19 protein-coding genes and 1 pseudogene are annotated in these 23,016 nt (G+C 69.9%); 12 read left to right on the top strand and 8 right to left on the bottom strand.

Annotation, left to right across the window (positions count from 1 at the left end; translation table 11 throughout):
* Positions 1-405: 405 nt before the first annotated feature.
* Positions 406-1,779, top strand: a complete 1,374-nt coding sequence (locus AC1RIF_RS04430; protein ID WP_492600764.1) for an MFS transporter — start codon at positions 406-408, stop codon at positions 1,777-1,779.
* Positions 1,780-1,939: 160 nt separating this feature from the next.
* The gene (locus AC1RIF_RS04425; RefSeq protein ID WP_492600176.1) at positions 1,940-3,313 is read left to right on the top strand and encodes an NAD(P)/FAD-dependent oxidoreductase; all 1,374 of its coding nucleotides are present in this window, start codon (positions 1,940-1,942) and stop codon (positions 3,311-3,313) included.
* Between the two features lie 11 nt (positions 3,314-3,324).
* Here AC1RIF_RS04425 and AC1RIF_RS04420 read toward each other — a convergent pair whose 3' ends face one another.
* Together AC1RIF_RS04420 and AC1RIF_RS04415 are read right to left on the bottom strand one after the other, a co-directional pair.
* Positions 3,325-3,786 carry a PaaI family thioesterase gene (locus AC1RIF_RS04420; RefSeq protein WP_492600175.1) on the bottom strand — a complete coding sequence of 154 codons (462 nt, stop codon included), beginning with the start codon at positions 3,784-3,786 and terminating at the stop codon, positions 3,325-3,327.
* Between the two features lie 272 nt (positions 3,787-4,058).
* Complete coding sequence (locus tag AC1RIF_RS04415) at positions 4,059-4,799, bottom strand: hypothetical protein (RefSeq protein ID WP_492600174.1); 741 nt, start codon at positions 4,797-4,799, stop codon at positions 4,059-4,061.
* A 185-nt stretch (positions 4,800-4,984) separates the two neighbouring features.
* Here AC1RIF_RS04415 and AC1RIF_RS04410 point away from each other — a divergent pair, with 185 nt between their 5' ends.
* The 3 genes from AC1RIF_RS04410 to AC1RIF_RS04400 are packed head-to-tail and all read left to right on the top strand — an operon-like array spanning position 4,985 to position 8,435.
* The gene (locus tag AC1RIF_RS04410; protein WP_492600173.1) at positions 4,985-6,466 is read left to right on the top strand and encodes an iron chelate uptake ABC transporter family permease subunit; all 1,482 of its coding nucleotides are present in this window, start codon (positions 4,985-4,987) and stop codon (positions 6,464-6,466) included.
* Positions 6,463-7,572, top strand: coding sequence for a FecCD family ABC transporter permease (locus AC1RIF_RS04405; protein ID WP_492600172.1), 1,110 nt, complete (start codon positions 6,463-6,465; stop codon positions 7,570-7,572). Before AC1RIF_RS04410 ends, AC1RIF_RS04405 begins: the two co-directional genes overlap by 4 nt.
* Positions 7,569-8,435: an ABC transporter ATP-binding protein gene (locus AC1RIF_RS04400; protein WP_492600171.1), complete on the top strand. Its 867-nt coding sequence runs from the start codon at positions 7,569-7,571 to the stop codon at positions 8,433-8,435. The genes AC1RIF_RS04405 and AC1RIF_RS04400 overlap by 4 nt, the downstream gene beginning before the upstream one ends.
* Before the next feature lie 33 nt (positions 8,436-8,468).
* On the opposite strand, the gene AC1RIF_RS04395 is transcribed toward AC1RIF_RS04400, so the two are convergent.
* The 4 genes from AC1RIF_RS04395 to AC1RIF_RS04380 all read right to left on the bottom strand — a co-directional run bounded on the left by AC1RIF_RS04395 (position 8,469) and on the right by AC1RIF_RS04380 (position 12,562).
* Entirely contained in the window at positions 8,469-10,019 is a 1,551-nt protein-coding gene (locus AC1RIF_RS04395; protein ID WP_492600170.1) for a TerD family protein, read from the bottom strand.
* Between the two features lie 39 nt (positions 10,020-10,058).
* Positions 10,059-11,285: a TerD family protein gene (locus AC1RIF_RS04390; RefSeq protein WP_492600169.1), complete on the bottom strand. Its 1,227-nt coding sequence runs from the start codon at positions 11,283-11,285 to the stop codon at positions 10,059-10,061.
* 132 nt (positions 11,286-11,417) lie between these two features.
* Positions 11,418-12,041 carry an RES family NAD+ phosphorylase gene (locus tag AC1RIF_RS04385; protein ID WP_492600168.1) on the bottom strand — a complete coding sequence of 208 codons (624 nt, stop codon included), beginning with the start codon at positions 12,039-12,041 and terminating at the stop codon, positions 11,418-11,420.
* Positions 12,038-12,562, bottom strand: coding sequence for a hypothetical protein (locus AC1RIF_RS04380; RefSeq protein ID WP_492600167.1), 525 nt, complete (start codon positions 12,560-12,562; stop codon positions 12,038-12,040). Before AC1RIF_RS04380 ends, AC1RIF_RS04385 begins: the two co-directional genes overlap by 4 nt.
* 136 nt (positions 12,563-12,698) lie before the next feature.
* Here AC1RIF_RS04380 and AC1RIF_RS04375 point away from each other — a divergent pair, with 136 nt between their 5' ends.
* The 4 genes and pseudogenes from AC1RIF_RS04375 to yidC all read left to right on the top strand — a co-directional run.
* Complete coding sequence (locus AC1RIF_RS04375; protein WP_492600166.1) at positions 12,699-13,001, top strand: hypothetical protein; 303 nt, start codon at positions 12,699-12,701, stop codon at positions 12,999-13,001.
* Positions 12,973-13,299: a hypothetical protein gene (locus tag AC1RIF_RS04370; protein WP_492600165.1), complete on the top strand. Its 327-nt coding sequence runs from the start codon at positions 12,973-12,975 to the stop codon at positions 13,297-13,299. Before AC1RIF_RS04375 ends, AC1RIF_RS04370 begins: the two co-directional genes overlap by 29 nt.
* Positions 13,300-13,445: 146 nt before the next feature.
* The gene (locus AC1RIF_RS04365) at positions 13,446-13,769 is read left to right on the top strand and encodes a DUF6412 domain-containing protein (RefSeq protein ID WP_492600164.1); all 324 of its coding nucleotides are present in this window, start codon (positions 13,446-13,448) and stop codon (positions 13,767-13,769) included.
* A gap of 138 nt (positions 13,770-13,907) precedes the next feature.
* Positions 13,908-14,949, top strand: a pseudogene (gene yidC, locus AC1RIF_RS04360) (membrane protein insertase YidC); the annotation flags it as partial.
* Here yidC and AC1RIF_RS04355 read toward each other — a convergent pair.
* Entirely contained in the window at positions 14,873-17,431 is a 2,559-nt protein-coding gene (locus AC1RIF_RS04355; protein WP_492600163.1) for an MprF family protein, read from the bottom strand. The pseudogene yidC and the gene AC1RIF_RS04355 sit on opposite strands and share 77 nt — an antisense overlap.
* Positions 17,428-18,735 carry an alpha/beta hydrolase gene (locus tag AC1RIF_RS04350; RefSeq protein ID WP_492600162.1) on the bottom strand — a complete coding sequence of 436 codons (1,308 nt, stop codon included), beginning with the start codon at positions 18,733-18,735 and terminating at the stop codon, positions 17,428-17,430. The genes AC1RIF_RS04355 and AC1RIF_RS04350 overlap by 4 nt, the downstream gene beginning before the upstream one ends.
* 134 nt (positions 18,736-18,869) lie before the next feature.
* On the opposite strand from AC1RIF_RS04350, the gene AC1RIF_RS04345 reads away from it, so the two are divergent.
* The 3 genes from AC1RIF_RS04345 (at position 18,870) to AC1RIF_RS04335 (ending at position 22,906) form a co-directional block, all read left to right on the top strand.
* Positions 18,870-19,322, top strand: coding sequence for a BlaI/MecI/CopY family transcriptional regulator (locus AC1RIF_RS04345; protein ID WP_492600161.1), 453 nt, complete (start codon positions 18,870-18,872; stop codon positions 19,320-19,322).
* Positions 19,323-19,351: 29 nt separating this feature from the next.
* A complete protein-coding gene (locus AC1RIF_RS04340) occupies positions 19,352-20,317 on the top strand; it encodes a M56 family metallopeptidase (RefSeq protein WP_492600160.1) in 966 nt (321 codons plus the stop codon).
* 372 nt (positions 20,318-20,689) lie between these two features.
* Positions 20,690-22,906, top strand: a complete 2,217-nt coding sequence (locus tag AC1RIF_RS04335) for a DEAD/DEAH box helicase (RefSeq protein WP_492600763.1) — start codon at positions 20,690-20,692, stop codon at positions 22,904-22,906.
* Positions 22,907-23,016 lie beyond the last annotated feature (110 nt).

Raw genomic sequence — 23,016 nt, 5'->3', positions numbered from 1 at the left:
CAGCACACACCGTAGGAGGGGCCCGAGGCGGTCTCATCCAGCGGGATGCTCCGCGCGGCAGCGTGTTCTGCGGTCGACGCGCTGATCAGTGGTTTCACGCATATCCCCTGTTCGCCGATGTTACGGCGGTCACCACCCGGTCCCACTGAGTGCGCAGAATTTCTGTGCCGGGAAAGTGAGTTGGCACACTCTGTGACCAACGGAACAGAAGCGTCGCCCACCCATAGCGGCTCGCCCCGTGGACGCGACGACCTCGCAGTTCTTCGAATTCCCGCAGCACCGCCCGTCGTTTCGGGCCAGTCAAGAGTCTGGACATCAACTTCAGTGACAGCTACTGCAGACACTCGTGCCACGTCAGCGGCGCCCGCGCCGCGCGGACGGTATGCCCGACAGCGCCCCGCGTGGGTGATCATCGGCGTTCTCGTGCTGGTCGAGATCATCAGCGCATTCGAGACGTCGATGGTGTATGCCGCCATCCCCACGTTCATCCAGGAGTTCAACAGCGACGCCGCCACGGTCGGCTGGGCCGTCACGGCCTTCCTGCTGGTGGCCGCCGCATCGGCGGCGGTGTGCGGCCGCCTCGGCGACATGTACGGACGCGAGCGTGTGCTGGTCGTCCTGCTGGGCGCCGCCGCACTCGGTTCGTTCATCAGTGCGATCGGTGACAGCATCGGCAGCATCATCGTCGGCCGCGCCATCCAGGGTGTTGCGGGTGCGATCCTCCCGCTGTGCATCGGCCTGGCCCGCGAACACCTCCCGGCCGCGAAGGTCCCGGTTGCCATCGCCATCATCTCCGGCTCGGCCGTCGCGGCCGGATCGGCATCGCTGCTGGTCGCCGGCTTGATGCTCGACCACGCGAGCTGGCACATGATCTTCGTCGTCGCGGCCGTCTACGCGGTGTTGGCGCTGCTGCTGGTGCTGTTCGTGCTGCCGTGGCGTCCGCCCACCGGGACCACCCAGAAGGTCGACTACATCGGCACCCTCGCGTTCGCCCCCGCGATCGCGGCCGTCCTGCTCGGCATCAACAAGTCGGGAGCGTGGGGCTGGACCGACGTGAAGACCCTCGGTCTCGTCGTCGGCGGCCTTGCGGTGCTCGCCCTGTGGGTGCTGTGGGAACTGCGGGTCAAGGATCCGATCGTGAACGTCCGCCTGTTCACCGACCGCAAGGTGGCTCTGACGATGTTCGCGACCCTGGCGATCGCGGTCGGCCCGATGGGCATCAGCACCATGATCATCCCGATGATCCTGCAGTCCCCGACGACAGCGCCGTTCGGTCTCGGTATCTCCGCCACAAACGCCGGGTGGCTGTCGTTCATCGGCTCGATGTTCGGTTTCGTGTGCACGCCGCTCAGCGGCCGCATCACGCGGGCCGTCGGCTCTCGGGTGTCGATGCTGCTCGGGACGACGCTGTTCACGATCAGCAGCGCGATGCTCATCGTCTTCCACGATTCGGTCGCCGGCATGGTCGCGATGATCATCACCGTGTCGATCGGTACCGCGTTCGCGTACACGGCGCTGCCGAACCTGATCGTCGAGGCGGTCCCGGAGGGCAACACCAGCGAGGCCACCGGCACGAACTCGGTGCTGCGCACCGGCGGTCAGGGCATCGGCACCTCGATCGCGACGATGCTGCTCGCGTCGTCGGCAGCGGCTGCCGGTGGCGTCGCGCCGACGGTCACCGGCCTCAACACGGTCGCGACGATGATGGTTGTCCTCGGCCTCATCACGATCGGCTTCACACTGCTGATCCGCCGCGGAAGCGTGTACGGAGACAAGTGACTATCGCACTGTGACGTCCGACTGTGGGCGGTGGGGTTCATCCCCGCCGCCCACAGTCGTCTGCGCGGCCGCTCCGACCCCGAGTTGACGGGACGGGTGACCACCGGACGGTTACGGTGACTAGGTCAGCACGTTTCGACGAGCTCTCGAGGAGCGCGGAATGAGCACCCCCTCGGCACAACCCCGTCGCCATCGCATCGTGGTCATCGGATCAGGATTCGGCGGATTGTTCGGCACGCAGGCCCTCAAGCGCGCCGACGTGGACATCACCCTCATCGCGAGGACCACCCATCACCTGTTCCAGCCGCTGCTGTACCAGGTGGCGACCGGAATCCTCTCGGTCGGCGACATCGCACCGGCGACCCGGATGGTGCTACGCAAGCAGAAGAACGCCGAGGTTCTGCTCGGCGATGTCGAAACGATCGACCTGAAGGCCGGCACGGTCACCTCGCGACTGCTGGACCGGACCACGGTCACCGAGTTCGATTCCCTCATCGTGGCCGCCGGTGCCGGGCAGTCGTACTTCGGCAACGACCACTTCGCCGAGTTCGCACCCGGCATGAAGACGATCGACGACGCACTCGAACTGCGTGGCCGCATCCTGGGCGCGTTCGAGCAGGCCGAGCTGTCCGACGATCCCGAGGAGCGTGCCCGCCTGCTGACGTTCGTGGTGGTCGGCGCGGGCCCGACCGGCGTGGAACTGGCCGGGCAGATCGCCGAACTGGCCCACCGCACCCTCGCCGGCGCGTTCCGGCGGATCAACCCGAGGGATTCACGCGTCATCCTGCTCGACGGCGCGCCCGCCGTGCTGCCGGTGTACGGCGGGAAGTTGAGCCGCAAGGCCGCCGAACGGCTCGAGAAGCTGGGCGTCGAGATCCAGTTGAACGCGATGGTCACCGACGTCGACGTCGACGGTCTGGTGGTGCGGCACGAGGACGGCACCGAGACGCGGGTCGAGTCGCAGTGCAAGGTGTGGTCCGCGGGCGTGCAGGCGAGCCCGCTGGGCAGGCAGTTGGGTGAACAGTCGGGCGCGGAGGTCGACCGGGCGGGCCGCGTGCACGTGCTGCCGGATCTGACGTTGCCGGGCTATCCGAACGTGTTCGTCATCGGCGACATGATGGCCCTGGACAAGTTGCCGGGGCTGGCGCAGGTCGCGATGCAGGGCGGCAAGTACGCCGCCAAGGAGATCCGGGCGGGACTCGACGGGGCCCGGTCCGAGGATCGGGAGCCGTTCAAGTACTTCGACAAGGGCTCGATGGCGACGATTTCCCGGTTCAGCGCGGTCGCGAAGGTGGGCAAGCTCGAGATCAGCGGTTTCATCGGCTGGATCGCCTGGCTCGTGATCCACCTGATGTACCTGATCGGGTTCCGTAGTCGCCTGTCGACGGTGATCTCGTGGACGGTCTCGTTCCTCGGCCGTGGGCGTGCGCAGATGGCGTCGACCGAGCAGCAGGTGTTCGCGCGCAACGCGATCGACCTGCTCCAGGAGCAGAGCCGAGCGCGTCGCGCAGCCGAATCACGTGAGGCCGGCTGACGCCACCCCGGTCACTTGTTGCCGAGCGCAGACGTCTCGGTGATGTTCTGCAGCCGGACCTGACCGCGAGCGACGAGCCGCTCCTGCTCGTCGGTCACGGTCACCAGCCACAGCTGCTGGGTGCGGCCACGGTGCACGGGGGTGGCTTCGGCGAACAGCACTCCGTCGCGGGCGGCGCGCAGGAAGTCGGTGTTGTTGTTGACGCCGACGACGTGACCGCGGTCGCCTAGCCAGATGCTGGCCGCGATGCTCGCCACCGATTCGATCACGGCGCAGTGCACGCCGCCGTGCATGATCCCCCACGGCTGGTACAGCGCGGGCGTCACCTTCCACTGGGCGCGGACACGGTCCGCGGTCAGTTCGGTGAACTCGAGGCCGAGTGCCTCCCCGAAGCCCTTGTTGAGGAACGCGTTGACCTCGGCGGGATCCGCCCCGTCACCCAGTACGAATGCGCGCTCTGCCTCGCTCACCATGATTTGCTCCATCGATTCTGGCGAAGGCGGCCGGGCATCGAGGTGCCCGACCGGCCCGCCGGCCGAATATGTACCTCGTCATAGTGATCCACCGTTGCCACCCGCGCGCACCCGACCCGCCGGAAAGACGAACCGGCGGGTTCCGCGCCAGATGCGCGGAACCCGCCGTGGAAGGGACCGGGAGTCACTGCAGCCCTCAGGACTCCGGCACGGTCCAGCAGTATTGATGAAGCAAGTATAGGGAAGGCTGCCCTAATTCAGCAACCCCTTCGTCAGCAGGCGTGCGCCAGCGACGCCCGGACCCGCACCGGAACACCGGCGGCCTCGAACGCGTCCAGCAGTCCCTGGCCACGCCGCGCCGCGACCGATCGGGCCGTACCCGCCAGCATCGGCACGCGCGTTGCCGCGCCCAGGATCGCATCGGCGACCAGACCGCCGAATCGCACCGAGTCGACCGACGCGAACCCGTCGAGTGCACACCGGATCGCCGACAACGACGTGACGCAGCGGTGCGCGGTCCACACGAGCAGGGCCCGCTCGCAGGGCAGGGTGACGACGTCGCGCGAGCCGGCCAGTCCGTCGTCGGGCAGCACGCGGAGCGTCTCGTCCACGACACCCGCCCAGTCGACACCGCTGTCGCTGTCCATGTGGATCCAGAGGTTGTCCACCCCGGGGTCCCACGCGCGCCCCTCCAGCATCACGAGGGCTGCGACCCGGCCGACCACCGCATGTACGAGCGCCGCCGCCACCTGGATCGCGGCAGCGTCCGGGGAGCGCAGATCGTCGAGCATCCGCTCGTACATCTGCCCCACGCGATGTCCCGGCAGTTCGGTCGAGTCCGCGCCCTCGGCGCACGACGCGATCGGCCACCACCGCCGCTTGCCCTGATGCGCCATCGTCGCGACCGCGTAGACCCGCGGGTAGTCCGGTGAGATGTCGCGCAATCGCGAACACGACTCCGTCAGCGCCGTTCCCTCGGGCAGGGTGAACTGGAAATGCGCGGTCACGGACATCGAGCCTCCATCAAGCGTTCGGTAAGTTCCGTCGAGTACTGCTCCAGCAAGCGTAGGCTAGCCTAACCATTCTGGAAACCAGGGGGTCTACTCGGACCGCGGAGCGGATACCGCCCTCGCGCATTCGGTTAGGCTTCCGTAACCTCGACGCTCGACAGCGTTACCTCCCCAAGGAGCCCCCAGCCGTGACGACGACCCGCCTCCCGGACATGAACCCGGAATCGTCGAGGCACACCCCATCGCAATCGAACTACGGGAAAGAGGTCGTCCCCCAGGGCCCGGCACCGGCAGCCCTGCGCCTGCTGGCGAACCTCGTCGATCTCGGCGTCGTGGCGGCACCCCTCGTCCTGGGGTGGTATCTCGTCGATTCGCTGCGCGACGCCAACGGCGGCGGCGAGGCCGACCGCTTCGTGTTCGGCGGGGCCGCGGTGATGATCGCGATCGGACTGTTGGTCTGGAATCGCGGGTTCCGGGAAGGGAATACGGGCACCACCGTCGGCAAGGGCTGGTGCGGGCTGGTGACCCGGGACGCCGAGACCGGCGCCCCGCTCGGTGTCCGGCGGGCCCTGCGTCGGATCCCCGGAACCACACCCGGAGTCGAGGTGGTCCGGGAGGCCACCGCACGCGCCGACGGTTTCACCCCGATCACCCCCGACACATCCCTCGCGGCAGTGCGCCGACGCCGGCTCCTGGGTCTACTCGCCCTCGGTGTCCTGCTGGTGCTGGTGCTGTTCGCCAGCATCGCGGTCGGCGCCCGCCCCCTGTCGTTCGCCGAGATCTTCCACGCGTTGTTCTCCTCGACCGGCGGCGAGACCGACATCATCGTGCGCACCCTCCGGATCCCGCGCACCCTCCTCGGTCTGGTCGTGGGCATCGCGCTCGGTGTCGCCGGCGCACTGATCCAGGGGCACACCCGCAATCCGCTCGCCGACGCCGGCCTGCTCGGCCTCAACGCCGGCGCCGCGTTCTTCGTGGTGATCGCGATCTACGCCCTCGGGCTCACGTCACCGGGCCAGTACCTGTGGTTCGCGTTCGCGGGCTCGGCCGTCGCCAGCATCGTCGTCTTCGGTCTGTCCTCGATCGGCAACGGGAAAGCGAGTCCGTTGAGCCTGGCACTCGCGGGCGCGGCCGTCGCGTTCTTCCTTCAGGCCATGACGAACGCGGTGGTGATCCTCGACCAGACCAGCCTCGACGGCTACCGGTTCTGGGTGGTCGGCTCGGTCGCGGGCCGCGGTTACGACATCCTGTGGCAGGTGCTGCCGTTCCTGATCCTCGGTCTGCTCATCGCGATCGCGAGCACCCCGAGCCTCAACGTGATCAGCCTCGGCGAGGACGTCGCCCGCTCGCTCGGCACCAACATCGCGACCTCCCGCACGATCGGCATCGTCGCGATCACCCTGCTCACCGGCGCCGCGACCGCCGCGTGCGGACCGATCGCGTTCATCGGCCTGGTCGTACCGCACGTCGCTCGCGCGATCACCGGTCCCGACTACCGCTGGCTCGTCCCGTACGCCGGACTGCTCGGCGGCCTCATGCTCGTCATGTCGGACGTCATCGGCCGGGTCGTGGTCCGTCCCGGCGAACTGCAGGTCGGCATCGTGCTGGCCGTCGTCGGTGCCCCGTTCTTCATCGCGCTCGTTCGGCGCAGGAAGCTGGCCAGCCTGTGAGCGTCCTGAACTCCTCTGCCCCCGACTCCACCGAGGGCGCCGCCCCCGCGACGGTGCCGTCCCGGCCCGCGTTCCGCCTCGGCCCGGTCTCGCTGGTGCTGCGGCCGTACATGATCGTCGTCAACGTCGTGCTCGCGGTCGCCCTGTTCCTGCTGGTGTGCGTCGGCATCGGCCGCGGCGACTTCCCGCTGTCCATCCCGGAGGTCACCAACGTCCTGTTCGGCGGTGGCACCAAGGTGCAGCGGTTCATCGTCATGGATCTGCGACTGCCCCGCGCACTGACCGCGGTGCTCATCGGTATCGCGCTCGGCATCTCCGGTGCGATCACCCAGTCCATCGCCCGCAACTCACTGGCCAGCCCCGACATCCTCGGCATCACGTCCGGCGCGAGCGCGGCGGCCGTCGCGTTGATCGTGCTCGGCGGCGGCGGCTCCTTCGTCGGCCTGCTCGCCACCCTGGGCATCCCGCTGGCCGCCCTCGTCGGTGGCCTGCTGACCGCCACGGTCATCTACCTCCTCGCCTGGCGCAAGGGCGTCGAGGGGTACCGGCTGATCCTCATCGGCATCGGCATCAACGCGATGCTGATCGCGATCACCGGGTGGCTGTTGATCTCCGCCGACATCAACGACGTCTCCCGCGCCAAGGTGTGGCTCAACGGGTCACTGAACGGCGCCGGCTGGGGTCAGGTGTGGCCGGTGGCGATCGCGCTCGCGCTGATCGGCGGCTGGGCGATCATCGCGGCCTTCACTCTCGGAGCGCTGCGTCTCGGCGACGACAACGCCCGCTCGCTCGGTGTCCGGCAGCAGCCCGAACAGGCGAAGCTGCTGTTCGCGTCGGTGATCCTCGCCGCGATCGCGACCGCCGCGGCCGGCCCGGTCGGATTCGTCGCACTCGCCGCCCCGCAGGTCGCGATGCGCCTGGTCCGCTCCGCCGGCCCTCCGATCATCGCGTCCGCACTCACCGGCGCCGTGCTGGTCGTCGGCAGCGACATCATCGCCCGCACCATCCTGCCCGTGGAACTGCCCGTCGGCATCGTCACCTCGGCACTCGGCGGCCCGTTCCTCCTGTACCTCCTCGTCCGCAACAACCGGAAGGTCTCGGCATGACCCAGCACTCTCTCGTCACCGAGCCGGCACCGTCCTCCCCCGCACCGCGACTGGTCGCCGACAACCTCACCCTCGGCTACGGCGACCGCGTGATCGTCGAGGGCCTCGACGTGGAGATCCCCACCGGCGTGATCACCACGGTGATCGGCCCCAACGGGTGCGGCAAGTCGACGATGCTGCGGGCACTGGGCCGGCTGCTCAAGCCCCGCGCGGGCACCGTGCTGCTCGACGGCAAGGCCATCACGACGATGCGCACCAAGGACGTCGCGCGGACGCTCGGCATGCTGCCGCAGGCGCCCGTCGCACCCGAGGGGCTGACAGTGGCCGACCTCGTCGCACGCGGACGGCATCCGCACCAGTCGTGGATCCGCCAGTGGTCGTCCGACGACGAGACCGAGGTGGCGCACGCGCTCGCCCTCACCGGGGTCGGCGACCTCGCCGACCGCCCCGTCGACCAACTCTCGGGCGGGCAGCGTCAGCGGGCGTGGATCTCGATGGCGCTCGCGCAGGGCACCGACATCCTGCTGCTCGACGAGCCGACCACCTACCTGGACCTGTCGCATTCGGTGGAGGTCCTCGACCTGGTGGACCGCATGCACGAGGAGATGGGTCGCACCGTGATCATGGTGCTGCACGATCTCAACCTCGCGGTCCGCTACAGCGACCACCTGATCGTCATGTCGGAGGGTCGGATCGTCGCCTCCGGCGCACCGCAGGACGTCATCTCGGCGGAACTGCTCCTCGAGGTGTTCGGCCTCGAGGCGGCGGTCATCGACGATCCCGTCTCCGACCGCCCGCTGATCGTCCCCATCGGGACCCGGCACGTCTACGGCGCGGTGGGCGGGCCGGCGCCGGAGCGGTGACCCGCACCCCGGAATGCGCCCGATCGGGCCCCGTCACCGCCCCGCGAAGTGCGCGAGCACTCGGGCCAGACCGTCCGTGTCGGCCGGTACCCGGTCCGGGGTGAAGGTCCAGTCGTTGCCGGTCCACGGGTCGCACCACTCGGAGCTGTCCGCCGCGGGCAGGGCGTAGCTGCCGTGGACCAAGTGGTCGCCGGCCGTCCCGAACGAGGAGAAGTCCTCGCCCACGATCACCAGCGTCACCCCCATCGCGGCGCCGTACTCCGCCAGGAACGCGATCGCCGGCCAGTGCCGCTCCTCGTAGCCGAACGGGAAGTGGTTCAGAACGACGAGCCGCCGCGGCGGCTCGGCTTCCCGGACCCCGTCGGCCCGATCGAGGATCCCCAGTTCCACCGACGCGGCGAGCGCCTCGAGGAACGTGGACACGTCGTCGACCGTGCTGATCGTGGATCCGTGGGGGCGATGGGACAGCGCCGACGTCAGCGACCGCAGCCCACCGCTGAGATCGACGACATCGAGCTGGATGTCGGTGCCGGAGGCCAGCATCCGCAGCGCGACCGCGGACGTGACCGCGGACGTTCCGGGGGTGTCCGGGCCGATGATGCGCAGCGGCTGGCGCAGTGGTAACGGCAGAGCCACCGGGACGTGGAGCGGACCGCACTGCGGCGCCGACAACTCACCGATCCGGATTCCGTCCGCGGTGCCCCCGACCCCCCCGACCGCCCAGGCCGGGGAGGTCCAGTCCGCACACGATCGCGGTAGCAGCGGCGCGATCGCGTCGAGTTCCTTCGCCAGATGTGTGCTGTCCCGGCTGTACCGGGCGTAGGCCTCCTCCACCACGGTGTCGTGTCGCTGCTGTGCCAGGGAGCGCGCCTGCTCCCCCGCCGGGCCGTTGCGGGTGGCCGGATCGGAGACGGCCGCGGTCAGCTCGCTGTCGAGGCGCGACTCGGCGAACTGGCGGGCCGCGATGTAGGCGCCGGCAGAGCGGGCGGCGTCCTCCTGGATCATCCCGAACCGTTCGACGATCCGGTCCGGGTCGAGCGGCTCGATCGGCGCGTAACCGGTGGCGGCGTCCGCCTCCTGCGGGGCGGGCGGCTCCTGCGCCGCGACCGCAGGGGCGGCGGTGTCGGCAGCGTCGTCGACGGCGACACCGTGCCGGGTGATCAGGCCCGCGAGACCGTCGCTGTAGCCCTGCCCGACAGCCCGCACCTTCCACTGTCCGGCCCGCCGGTACAGCTCCCAGCAGATCACCGCCGATTCGGCGGAGCGGCAGCTGACCTCGACGGTGGCGACCGGAGCCCCGTCCCCGGCATGCAGCATCGCGGTGAGCTCGGCGAAGGCCGCGCCGGGCGCCGCGTTCGGGTCGATGCTCGCGATGCACAGCACGGCGTCGGCATCGGGGCGGACGGCGTCGAGGTCGATCTCGACGCCGTCCGCTCCCAGCCGGACTCCACGGGTCTGCGGCTGGTTGTAGAACACGAAGTCGTCGGACGACAGTGCCCGGTGCGAGGAGTCGGCGACCAGCGCCGACACGTCGAGCGCGGTCGCGCTGTCCGCGGTGAAGCGCACCGTAGTGGTCGACAACACGGAGTTCTGTCCAGGCATCATGTGCACTGCCGGCCCCCGCTACGCGCCGAGGAAGCGATGCAGCTGGGGCGCGGCCTCGCCGGGATGCTTGGCCTGGATGCCCTCACCGATCGCCTGGAGCTTCCAGCCGTCGGGTCCGCGGAACACCTTGGCCATGACCATGCCGGTGAACGGCATACCGCCCTGCAGGGTGAAGCGCGCGAGTTCGCTGCTCGTGGTGGCGTCGACGAGCCGGCAGAACGCGTTCTTGATCTGCTCGAAGGTGTGCCCCTTGTAGGACGTCACCAGGAACAGGACGGTGGTGACGTACGGCGGGACGCGGGTCAGATCGACGTGGATGACCTCGTCGTCGCCCTGCCCGACGCCGGTGAGGTTGTCGCCCTCGTGCAGCACCGACCCGTCCTTGGATCGCAGCTGCCCGTAGTAGGCGACGTCGACGATCTGGTTGTCGGCGATCAGCACCGCGGAGGCGTCGAGATCGACATCCACGGTGCGGCTGCCGAACATGCCTCGCTTCTCGATGGGATCCCAACCCAGACCCATGGTGACCATGGTGAGCGCCACCCCGCCGTCCTTGCGGAGGCTGACCCGCTGCCCCTTCGTGAGGCTGACCGGGCGGCCCTTGACCAGGCTGACCTCGGTGGTCGGGGCCGGTGCGGCCGGGCGAGCCGGCGGCGCGGCGGGGGCAGGAGCGGGCGGAGCCGCAGCCGGTGCGGGAGGTGCTGCGGGAGGTGCTGCGGGAGTTGCGGGAGCGGCAGGTTCGTCGTCGACGGAGACACCGTGGTCGGTGACCAGCGCGGCGAAACCACCGGCGTAACCCTGTCCGACCGCGCGGACCTTCCACGTGTCCTGCCGCCGATACAGTTCGAGGGCGATGACGATGGATTCGGTGTCGAGTCCGTCGATCCGGTACTCGTACAACGTGTTTCCGTTGACGTCGGCGAGGCGTGCAGTCGGCGCGCCCGAGCGACCGAACGTGGACGTGGCGTCGTCGAGGGTGATGACCGTGCGAACCTGATCGATGTCGGCGGGCACCGACGACAGCGAAACGTGCAGCGTCGCAGCCTGACTGCCCTGCCCCGCCCGTAGCTGCACGCCGGGTCCGGTCGGCTGGTTGAAGAAGACGAAGTCGGCGTCGGATCGGACGCGTCCGTTCGCGGTGACGAGGAGAGCCGACAGATCAGCGGCTGCGGTCAGCTCGAGCGAGACGATGACGTCGTTAGCGGCGATCGGGGCGTTCTGCCCCTTGGTGAGTGGTGCAGTCACGGCGTTACGGATCCTTCGATGTGTCGGTGGTCGATACGGGAGCGTACGCGACCGGCGGCACGTCACGGCCGAACCGGAGCGACACTCCGGTCCGACCGCGGAGACGAAATCGTTGTCCGAGCGCACCGCTCCTCAACTGCCGGGCGGCTCGACGATCCGCACGGTCCGGGGCAGCGATCCGACGGTGAACCCGCACCGGCGGGCCGCCGCCGCGAACGGTTCGGGGGTGTCGTCGGCGGGCCAGTCGGTGCGCACGCCCGCCGGTCCGAACAGCGCGGCCGCGTTCGCCGACGATCCGGTGGCGAATCGGCTCTGGTAGCGGATGCCGTCGGACTGCGCCGCGAGCGCGGCCGCCCACTGCCGGGGAATGTCGTAGGGCGTGACCGTGCACAACTCGCGGGTGAGACCGAAATCGGCGGCGGTCTCGGCGCAGGTGTCCGCCAGCTGCCGCCGGGTCGGTACCCGCAGCTCCGACAGCGAACGCTCGGTGGCGAAGTCGTGGGTGATCACGCCGATCGACGCGAGCACCTCCCCGACCGTCTCCCGGATCGCGGTGCGCTCGTCGAACGCGACGTAGCAGGTGCCGTCCGGGTCGTCGAGGTCGAACCGGCCCCGACCGGACGACGCGAACCACCACGCGCCGTTGGCGGTGCGATGCCCGCGCAGCAGCCGTCGGCGGGTGGTCAGCGACCACGTGGGAAAGCCCGCGAGGGAGCGGGATCCGGGGGCGCCGAGCGCAACGACCTCACGGGTCATGCAGCCCACCGCTGCGCGTCGGCGCGGGCCGCGGTGCGGACGGGTTCGGCCGGGCCGTCCGTGGTCAGCCACTCGGCGGCGGACCGCCCGTCCAGCGTGTCCTGCGACGTGCACAGCCACAGCGCGCAGGTCCACGGGTCGGCCGCCGCGCGCAGGATGCGCCACACCTCGACGAGCGCCGGATGCACGGCCCCGCTCGCGGTGAACTGCCACACCGGGTAGACCCACTGGCCGTCGTCGAGCCGACATGCGATCAGCGCGTTGGTGGCGACCTTCTTGCTGACGGCCTGGCGGCTGACCCGCCACCAGCGGGTGAGACCCGCGGTGTCGTAGAACGGTCCGACGATCTGGTCGTACACATGGCTGGTCGGCAACGCCGCCGACATCGCATCGGCGATCGCCTCGACGTCCGCGAACGTCTCGGCCGGGACACCGGCCTCTGCCGCGGCCGCGAAGGTGCTGTGCACCCGCCGTGTGAGCAACTCGATCAGTTCGCGCTCCTGCTCCACCAACGACGTCACGACTCAGTCCTCTCACTCGTCAACCTTGTCAACCACACCTTGCCACCGGTCGGTCAACCACGTCAACCACTCGGGGCGGCACCGACGGGCACGCCGCGCACATCGCATCCGGTTTCGTTGCCCCATACTCGGGGGTGTGAGCACGCTCTCCGACGGCGAGGCCCCCGGTTCACGCGCCGAGTACCGGCGGCGCTTCGCCGAGAAACTACTTCCCCGCATCGCCGAGGCCGCGGGCGCGGAAGGGTTCGCCCCCGACGATGCGCCCGGCCGAGGATGGAGCTGGGAGCGGGCGCAGGCGGGCGGCACGAAGGCCGCGATCCACCTCACCGAGATGACGGGGCGGCACACCCGCGGCGGTATCGACCTCACCGCGGTCGGGGAGATCCACATCGACGCTGTGGAAGGACGCTGTGGAAGAACGACTCAGGCTTTCGAGTGAGCGGCACCCGGACGCGGCAACGCTGCTGGCGCCCCTCCGATCCTGGGGCACGGAATTCACCCGTGACAACCGCTACACGCTGCGCTGGGGTCGCAACACCGAACCCCAGGTGACCGGGCTCCTCCGCGACCTCCGATCGTTCGCCCGGTTCGCGGCGACTGTCACCGGGCCCATGGACCTGAGCGCGGAGCGGCTCGCGCGGTCCCGGATCCGCAAGCAGGTCGTCGCGGGCCTCCCGCCCGACTACTGCACACCCGACACGGCGCGAGTCATCGAAGAACTGAACCGCGGGAGCTGACCGTTCGGAGACAAACCGCGCCGGCGCGTCACGTCGTCCGTCCATCCGGTCTTCCGCCACAAGATCCGCTCGGCGGGGAGGCACCATCCGGGTCGGTACGGATCGACGTTCTGTGCACGTGGGCATTCGCTCGGTACGCTTCTCGCATGGCACGGATCTGGTCCGAACTCACGCGGGAGCTGAACCTTGTTCGGCTCACGTGGGTGGCCGTGCTGGCGTTGGTGATTGCCACGACCACCACGATCGACGGGCCGGCTGCGGTAGTGGGTGCCACCGTTGCGATCGTGCTCGTGCTCGCGGTGGCCGGGCAGGGCTCACTGCCCCGGCTGCACTCACAGACCGAAGCTGCCACCGGCCCGCCACGGGACGAGCAGCGGCTGCGCGGTGCATTCCGCAGGCAGAGCGCCCCCGACACCCCCGGCCGCCCTCGTCGGCCCCGAGCACCCGGACAGGTCCCGGCCGCCGCGTAGCCCTCTCGGTGCTACACCGGCCGCTTCACCCGACCGTCCCTTTCCGCGCCGTCACGAGTCCGCAGAGGATTCCGGCGTGACCTTCCACTCGCACGACGGCCGCGTGCCCCTGCGTCGTGCAGCAAAGAGGTGCTCACCATGCTCGACTTCGTCTACTACCCCGTGTCCGCGATCCTGTGGTTCTGGCACAAGGTGTTCGGCTCGATCCTGGGTCCCGACAACGGCTTCGCCTGGGCGTTGGCGGTGATGTTCCTGGTCTTCACCCTGCGCCTTCTGCTGCTCAAACCCGCCGTCGACCAGATCCGCACGACCCGCCGGATGCAGGAACTGCAGCCGCAGATCAAAGCCCTGCAACGCAAGTACGCCGGCGACCGGCAACGCCAGGCCACCGAGATGCAGAAGCTGCAGAGGGAGCACGGGTTCAACCCACTGATGGGCTGCCTGCCGGTGTTGGTGCAGATCCCGGTGTTCCTCGGCCTGTACCACGTGCTGCGCTCGTTCAACCGCACCGGAACCGGGCTGGGTCAGCTCGGGATGACGCCCGAGGCCAACGCGAACACCGCGAACTACCTCTTCAGCGCCACCGATGTGCAGTCGTTCCTGAGTGCGCGCCTGTTCGGTGCACCGATCTCTGCGGCGATCACCAGCCCGCAGAGCACCCTGGCGTCGTTCGCCGAGCACGGCGGAATCCCGACCGTGGCCACCATCGCCGCCGTGGCCGTCCCGCTGATGGTGCTCGCGGGCCTGGCCACGCACCTCAACGCCCGGGCGTCGGTGGGAAGGCAGAGTCCGGAGGCGGCAGCCAATCCGCAGTCGGCGATCATGAACAAGCTGATGCTGTGGGTCTTTCCGCTCGGCGTCCTCGTCGGCGGTCCGTTCCTGATGATCGCGATCCTGCTGTACTGGGTGAGCAACAACGTCTGGACGTACGGCCAGCAGCATCTCGTGTTCGCCCGCATCGACCGAGAGGAAGCCGCGAGACAGTCTGAGATCTCCGAACGACGAGCGGCCTCCGCGCCCCGACCCGGTGCCCGACCGGCGACCCGGCCGACGCCGGACCGACAGAAGCGGGGCCGGCGAAAGTAGCAGCCGCGACGGCGGATTCACCGCCGGATCAACGTCCGGACCAGGCGCACCCCCTGCCCGAACGACACCTCGGGCAGGTAGGCGCGGCCGATGGCGTTGCCGATGCTCGGCAACGCGACGGGGTCCGGGAAACACATGTGCATCGGTTCGTACCGCGGCTGGAACTTCGACTTGAATGCGAGCAACGACCGGAACCCGTACACCGGCTCGAGGGTCTGGCCCAGCACCTCGAGCACCGAGTCCAGAGCCTCGGACAGCCCAGGCCGGACGTCGTCCGCAGGCGTGACCGCGGTGGTGTCGTCGCCCTGCTGCACGGTGGCGAGCGGGGCCCCGGACAGGCTGACGAACTCCGCGCCCTCCTGCTCGAGCGTGATCGCGGCCGAGGCGATGAGGAACTCCATCGCCGGCCGGAATCCCTGATGAGCGCCGTCGGCGCGCCGGCGCATGAAGTCCAGCGTCCAGCCCACCACCGCGCCGTCGCGGTACACCGGCAGCCACGATGTCACCCCGTGCACGGTGCGCTGCTCGTCGACCGCGATCAGGCAGCGCACCGCGGGGTCGTCCATCTCCTGCAGCCCGCCGAGCGTGAACCCCATCTCGGGCATCCCCTTGTCGGCCACCCACTCCTCGGAGATGGCCGTGATCTGGTCCGTGATCGACAGCGGCGCGCTGGGGAAGCTGATCCACTCGGCGGTGATCCCCGACTTCGCGGCGCGGTTGAGTGCCGTGCGCACATCCTGGAACTTCTTGCCGGTGAACGCGATCGAACCCAGGTCCAGCACAGTCTCCTCGGCCACCTGCACGCCGACCCAGCCCAGGTCCTCGGCCACGGCCCGGACATCCCCGGTCACCGAGTAGAAGCATGGGGCCCAGCCGTTGGAGGCGGCGAACTCGGCGAACCCGACCACGTCGTCGTGCACCCGGTCGGGCCGTCCGACCGGGCCGCCGGTGGTGAGCGCGACGCCGCCGATGACGCGGTACGCCACGTAGCTGTCTCCGGCGGTGCCGAACCAGTACGAGTTGCCACGCCAGGTCGTCATCCACGACAGCGCGCTGCCCGAACCGGACGTGAGGATCTCCCGGGCCCGCTCCGCCGCGCCGCTGTCGGCCCCGTACGCGGGCCGCAGGAACGTGCCCGCCACCAGCCCACACGCCACCACCCAGAACACGACGCCGGTCCACTCGTAGAGCAGCGTCGAGGCCCAGTCCACGGGCAGCAACCGCGGATCGAGCATCTGCAGGTACACCGGCGGGACCAGACGTTCGGGGAAGTCGGCGATCAGCGTCGCCAGCGTGGGTCGGCGGTCGAAGCCGCCGCGCGCCCACATCCCGCCCAGGACGTACAGGAGCCCGAGCCCGATCAGCAGTACCGCGAGCTTGACGGACAACCGGCGGTACGTCTTCGGGGGCGCCGAGACGTCGAACAGTTTCCGCGTCGCGAGCAAGAGGATCACCAGCGCCAGCGGGGTCAGGAACGGGATGAGGGTGCGATAGACATCGGGGGCGTCCAGCCCGTAGAAGAGCGTGTCCTCGTCGGCGACGTCGATGTACCGGACCACGAAGTTCAGCAACGACAGCGCCAGCAGCACCACCTGCGCGACGGTAGCCGCGATCCACGCGAATCGGCGGCCGCGGCGCAGCCCGTCGCACAGCACCAGCAGGAACACCGACGGCATCAGGCTGAGCAGCGTCGGGCCGACACCGGACAGCCGCAGGTCCAGTTCGCCGCGCCGGCAGTCCGGGTCGGTCTGCGACGCCTCGCAGATCTCGCGCACCTCGGCGGCCGTCCACGGCACGCCCCGGAACAGGTCGCGCAGCACCGCGAGCGGGCCGACGGCGTGCGGGGACAGTGCCGCGAGCATGGTGCCGACGGAGGTGGCTGCGACCACGATCGCGACCAGCACCCGCCCCTCGCGCCGGGTCCCGGAGATGCGGGGCCCGCGCGCGGAGCGGCCCACGATCCACGGCCCCAGACACAGTCCGACGACGACAGCGCCCAACCGGATCACGTCCTGCAACTGCCCGGCGAACAGCACCAGCGTGATCGTCAACGCCAGCAGTCCGACTCGGATCCGTCTGCGCCACAGTGTGTCCATCGACGCGCTGGCGGCCGCCACGACGCCGACGATCCAGGTGGTCGGGCCGACCGCGGTCCCGATGTGCAGGCGGAACCCCCAGTCGGCGTCGAGCAGCTTGACGGTGGTCGCCACCGCCAGACCGAGGACCGAACCCGCCACCTGCGTGACGACCGCCGCCACCGCGAACCGCCCCGACCCCATCCGTCGTTCGAGCGGGGCCGCGACGAGGAACACCAGCACGGTCGCACCGAGATAGCCGGCGAGGCCGGGCGCCCACAGGCCCGCGGTCAGCGGGGTCCACAGCCGCCAGTGCTCGATCGGACCGATGCCGACCGCCAGGTGCCGATCGACGAGCTGGGCGGGGCCGTGCACGAGCGAATCGGTCGCGAACCCGAGCACCCAGATCACCGCGAGAACCGTGATGCTGACCGGGGCGCCGGTGACACCGTGCCGGAGCAGGTCGACGACCCGCCGTCCGTACCGCCGCACCGTGTTCACGCGATCAGCCCCATCCTCTTCGCCAGCCAGTCGAGTTCCTCGCGCAGGCCCGCGGACCAGACCGAGAAGCTGTGGGCGCCCGGCACTTCCACGTACTGCACGTCCATGCCCGCGTTCTTCGCCGCCTCGAACACCTTCTTCGCACCGCCGCGGTACGCGTCATCGCGGTCACCCATGACGATGATCCCCGCCGTGTCCGGATAGCGGCGCGTCTTCATCAGATCCATCGGATTGACCGCCACGAACGCGGCCTCGTCGCCGCCGAACGCCTCCTCGACGGTGCGCTTCCGATCCCCGAGCGAGGGCTCCTCCTGCCCCGACAGGTCCAGGAATGTCGGGTACACCTGCGGATAGTTGGTGGCCAGTTGCAGCGCGCACGTCCCGCCGTACGACAGCCCGCCCACCGCCCAGGACCGGGGATCCGGGTCGACCTGCAGATGCGACTTCGTCCACGCTGGGACGTCGACCGCCAGATAGGTCGCGACGTTCCCGAGCTTCGAGTCCAGGCACAGCGGATTCGCGAGCTGCGATCCGGTGCCGTCCGGGACGACCACCACCGGCGCGAGCCCGTGATGGGCCCGCGCGAAGGCGTCCATCGTGGCGGCGAGCTTGCCGCCGTTGAGCCAGTCCTCGGGTGACCCCGGCTGCCCGGCGAGCAGGACCAGCACCGGCAGCAGCGGCCGGGGACTGACGAAGTACGACGGCGGCAGATAGACCACCGCGTCGCGCGCGGCGAAACCCGAGGTCTCCCCCGGGATCGACGCCGACGAGTACCGTCCGTTGTCGGGCAGGCCGCCGGGGACCTGAGACGCCCACGCCTCCTCGAGCGGGCGGCCGGTGACGACGGGGCCCGTCGGCGCGGGTACCTGCGCGAAGTCGATCCGGTCGGGATCGGGCAGGCCGAGGGCCGTCCCCACCGTCGGATAGGCGTAGAACACCTGGTTGATCTGCAACGCCGCGACGAGGACCACCGCGCCGGACGCGAGGACCGAGACGGGAATCATCCACCGGCGCCCGGAGACGATCCGCGGACCCAGCAGGAGCAACGCCCACAACCCGATCCCGATCCACACGTAGACCGGTTTCTCGACCGGATCGGGGAACGGCCGCCACACCCGCTCGACGATCACGTACAGCGCCGCGGTCACTGCGCCCGCCCCGACGATCGACAGCGGCAGCGCCCACCGCAGGAACCACCGGCGGCGACCCGCACAGAGCCAACCCGCGCCGAGGATGCCGAGCGCCACCACGATCACCGGCAGCGGCCCGGACACCAGGGACACACGATCGAGCCAGCCGAACATCGGACCTCCGCCCCGGACGCTTCCTCCACCGGTATACCGCGCCGAGGGGCGATGCGTCCCATACCACACCGACTCGCCGAATTTACTACCGGCAGTAGTAAGCATTCGGGGCGGGCGGTCCGTAGAATCGCAGCATGGCTGGACTCGGCGAGCTCGAACGTGCGGTGATGGACCACCTGTGGTCCATGTCGGAACCTCAGACGGTGCGGCAGGTGCACGAGGCACTCGCCGCACGGCGAGAGCTGGCGTACACCACGGTGATGACCGTGCTGCAGCGTCTGGCGAAGAAGCACCTGGTCATCCAGCAGCGCGACGACCGCGCGCACCGGTACCAGCCGGTGCACGGTCGCGACGAGCTGGTCGCCAGCCTCATGGTCGATGCCCTGCAGCAGGCCGACGCCTCGGGTGAGCGCGCCGCCGCGCTGGTGCATTTCGTGGGACAGGTGGGCGCAGACGAGGCCGCCGCACTGCGCGAGGCTCTTGCCGCACTCGAGACTGCGGAGGCCGCAAAGGCGTCCCAGCCCCCGCAGGCCGGCGATCCGGTCCATCCGCCCGGACTCCGGCCGGGTACCGGCCGGGCCAGTTGAGGCCACTCACCTGCCATGACATGTAAACGATGAACGCGCCCACGGCGCTGGCATTCGGCGTGCTCGCGCTCGCTCTCAGCGGTCCGGTGCCGGCCCTGCTCAGCCGCGCACGGTGGACGTTCCGCTCCCCGCGGGCCGCCCTGGTGTTGTGGCAGGCCATCGCGCTCGCCGCGGTGCTGTCGGCGTTCAGTTCGGGACTTGCCATCGCGAGCCGACTGCTCGTTCCGGGTCCGGACGGTCGACCCACCACGGAACCGACCGCCGAGATCGATGCGCTCGGGCTTCCGCTGTGGATCCTGTACGTCGTCGTGTTCGGGCTGACGCTGCTGATCGGTGCGCGGCTGATCTTCTCGATCGTGCGGGTCGCGATCCATACCCGGCGGCGTCGTGCCCGGCACCGGATGCTCGTCGATCTCCTCGATCGGGGCGACGTCGACATCTCGGTCGCGTTCGGCCGCATCTCGGATGTTCGTGTGCTCGATGCCGCGGAGCCGATCGCGTACTGCCTGCCCGGGCTGCGGCAGCGGGTGGTCCTCAGCGAGGGCACGCTGAACTCGCTGAACGAGGCCGAGATCACCGCGATCCTCACCCACGAACGTTCGCATCTGCGGGCCCGTCACGACCTCGTGCTCGAAGCCTTCACCGCCGTCCACCAAGCCTTCCCGCGGGTCGCGCGCTCCAAGTCGGCGCTCGGATCCGTACAGCTGCTCGTCGAGCTGCTCGCCGACGATTCCGCGGTCAAGGTGACGGGACCGGCGCCACTGGCCCGCGCGCTCGTCGCCTGCGCCGGCTCCACGGCGCCGCGCGGGGCGATGGCCGTCGGCGGCCCGAGCACCCTGGTACGCGTGCAGCGCCTCACCGGTGCCGGCGGCGACGTCCGCATCGCGGCCGCCGCGTACGTCGGTGCGGCCGCCATCCTGGTGATCCCCACGATCGCCGTGGCGGTGCCGTGGCTGGTCGAGTTGAGCCGCCTGTTCTCGGCGTCCCACCCCTGATTCGCGCACAGTAACGCTGGTCACAGCGTCGAGCCCGATCCTCGGTGCCGATCGAGATCGCGTACACTCGACTGCGACCGCCATCGCGGTCCGATCAATCAATGTAGGCACACAGCCCCATCTCACCCGCGCAAGGCGCACGGATGGCCAGGTGAATTGTGCCCTGGCTCGTCTCTTCGTGCGGCTGCGTGACAGCCCGCTCCGCGACGTGCCCGACGTCCGGAGAGGTAATTCCGCGTGACTAATGCTGCCCAAGATTCCGCTGCTCGAAACGAGAGCGAGTCGACCGTCGAGATTTCCGTCGAGATCCCCGAAGCCCCCGAAAGCACGGAGAACACGGCCGACGCCGTGACCACCGAAGCGTCCGAGCCAGTGGAGGCCGTGGAGGCTTCCGAGCCCACGCCCACCGAGGACGCTCCCGAAACTGTGGAGGCCTCCGGCCCGACGTTCGCCGAGATCGGGCTGCCCGAGCCCGTCGTCGCCGCGCTGGCACGGAACTCGATCACCATCCCGTCCCCGATCCAGGCCATGGCGATCCCGGATGCGATCGCCGGCAAGAACATCCTCGGCCGCGCCCAGACCGGTTCGGGCAAGACGCTCGCGTTCGGTCTGCCGATGCTGACCCGTCTCGCCCGCCACGACGACCGCCCAGCGCCCAAGCGTCCGCGCGCCCTCGTCCTGGTGCCCACCCGCGAACTGGCGTTCCAGGTCGTCGAATCGCTGACCCCGTACGCGGGTTCGATCGGACTGAACGTCAAGGCCGCCGTCGGCGGCACCCCGTTCACCAAGCAGGTCGATCAGCTGCGCCGTGGCGTCGACATCCTGGTCGCCACCCCCGGTCGTCTCGGCGATCACCTGCGGCAGAACACCTGCATCCTCGACTCGGTCGAGATGACCGCGCTCGACGAGGCGGATCAGATGGCGGACATGGGCTTCCTGCCCGAGGTTCGCACGCTGCTCGGCGACACCCCCGACGAGAGCCAGCGGCTGCTGTTCTCCGCGACGCTCGACAACGACGTCAAGACCCTCGTCCGCGAGTTCCTGCCCGAGCACGAACTGCACTCCACCCAGGACGGTCGCGCCTCGGTGACCACGATGGACCACTACGTGCTGCTGGTCGATCGCGGTCAGAAGGATGCGGTGCTCGCCGAGATCGCGTCCCGTGAGGGCGGCCGCACCATCATGTTCGCGCGCACCAAGCTCGGCGCCGAAGGCATCACCGAACGCCTGCGCGAGCAGGGTGTGGCCGCGGAGTCCCTGCACGGCGGCAAGGCGCAGAACCAGCGCACCCGGGTACTCGAACGCTTCAAGAACGGCCGCACCCCGGTGCTCGTCGCGACCGACGTCGCGGCCCGCGGCATCCACGTCGACGGCATCGACCTCGTCGTGCACGTCGATCCCCCGCAGGACCACAAGGACTACCTGCACCGCGCCGGACGCACCGCGCGCGCCGGCGAGGCCGGTGTGGTCGCCGCGATCGTGCTGCCGAACCAGCGACGGATGTTCCGCCGCCTCACCGGCATGGCCGGCGTCAACGCCACCGCGGTGCCCGTGGCCCCGGGTTCCGAGGAACTCGCCACCATCACCGGCGCCCGCACCCCCAGCGGTGAGCCGGTGCGCGAGAGCCACTTCCGTGACGGCCGCGGCGATCGCAGGGAGCGGTCGTTCGGCGATCGTGGCCCGCGCCGCGAGGGCGGCTACCGCGGCAACCGGGACGATCGTGGACCGCGCCGGGACTTCGGTGATCGGGGTGACCGCGGCCCACGCCGGGACTTCGGCGACCGCAACCAGGGTGAGCGCAGCTTCGGCGACCGCGGCCCGCGCCGCGACTTCGACGGTCCGCGTCGCGATTTCGGTGATAGGGACAACCGCGCACCGCGTCGTGACGGCGACGGTGGCGGCTTCCGGGGCAATCGCGACAACCGCGACGGTGGCGGATTCCGCAACGACCGGGGTGAGCGCAGCTTCGGCGACCGGGACAACCGCGGCCCGCGTCGGGACTTCGGGGATCGCGACAACCGCTCGTTCGGCAACCGCGACGACCGTGGTCCCCGTCGGGACTTCGGCGACCGGGACAACCGCGGCCCGCGCCGGGACTTCGGTGATAGGGACAACCGCGCACCGCGTCGTGACGGCGACGGTGGCGGCTTCCGCGGCAATCGCGACAACCGGGAAGGTGGCGGCTTCCGCGGCAACGACTCGCGCGGTGGCGGCTTCCGCAACGATCGGGGTGACCGCAACGACCGCAGCTACGGCGACCGGGACAACCGCGGCCCGCGTCGCGACTTCGGTGACCGCGACAACCGCTCGTTCGGCAACCGCGACGACCGGGGCCCGCGCCGGGACTTCGGGGATCGGGACAACCGCGCACCGCGTCGTGACGGCGACGGTGGCGGCTTCCGGGGACATTCGGGCAACCGGGACGATCGTGGCCCGCGTCGCGACTTCGGTGACCGCGACAACCGCTCGTTCGGTGACCGCCGCAACGGTGGTGCGCCGTCCGAGCAGCGTTCGAGCGGCTTCCGTAGCCGCACCGATCGTCGCAGCTACGACGGTTTCGACGGCCCGAGCCGCGGCCGCACCCAGTAACGCGCACACCGGTCGGTGATCGACCGGCCTGAACGTCGGCCCCGGCCAGCCCGTCATCGGGCTGCCGGGGCCGATGTGCGTGACGGGTGCCATATCCCGAACAGCGGGGC

This window comes from Prescottella sp. GW823-FHT02E09, from assembly GCF_058797375.1.
Note: the sequence above shows the minus strand (reverse complement) of the source record. Positions and strands in the feature narration are given on the sequence as shown.

Coding starts and splice junctions, on each gene's coding strand:
- AC1RIF_RS04415 (WP_492600174.1), bottom strand. CDS start 4,799: ATGTCCGTGACCGCGCATTTCCAGTTCACCCTGCCCGAGGGAACGGCG.
- AC1RIF_RS04350 (WP_492600162.1), bottom strand. CDS start 18,735: ATGTTCGGCTGGCTCGATCGTGTGTCCCTGGTGTCCGGGCCGCTGCCG.
- AC1RIF_RS04425 (WP_492600176.1), top strand. CDS start 1,940: ATGAGCACCCCCTCGGCACAACCCCGTCGCCATCGCATCGTGGTCATC.
- AC1RIF_RS04365 (WP_492600164.1), top strand. CDS start 13,446: ATGGCACGGATCTGGTCCGAACTCACGCGGGAGCTGAACCTTGTTCGG.
- AC1RIF_RS04400 (WP_492600171.1), top strand. CDS start 7,569: ATGACCCAGCACTCTCTCGTCACCGAGCCGGCACCGTCCTCCCCCGCA.
- AC1RIF_RS04345 (WP_492600161.1), top strand. CDS start 18,870: ATGGCTGGACTCGGCGAGCTCGAACGTGCGGTGATGGACCACCTGTGG.
- AC1RIF_RS04340 (WP_492600160.1), top strand. CDS start 19,352: ATGAACGCGCCCACGGCGCTGGCATTCGGCGTGCTCGCGCTCGCTCTC.
- AC1RIF_RS04420 (WP_492600175.1), bottom strand. CDS start 3,786: ATGGTGAGCGAGGCAGAGCGCGCATTCGTACTGGGTGACGGGGCGGAT.
- AC1RIF_RS04385 (WP_492600168.1), bottom strand. CDS start 12,041: ATGACCCGTGAGGTCGTTGCGCTCGGCGCCCCCGGATCCCGCTCCCTC.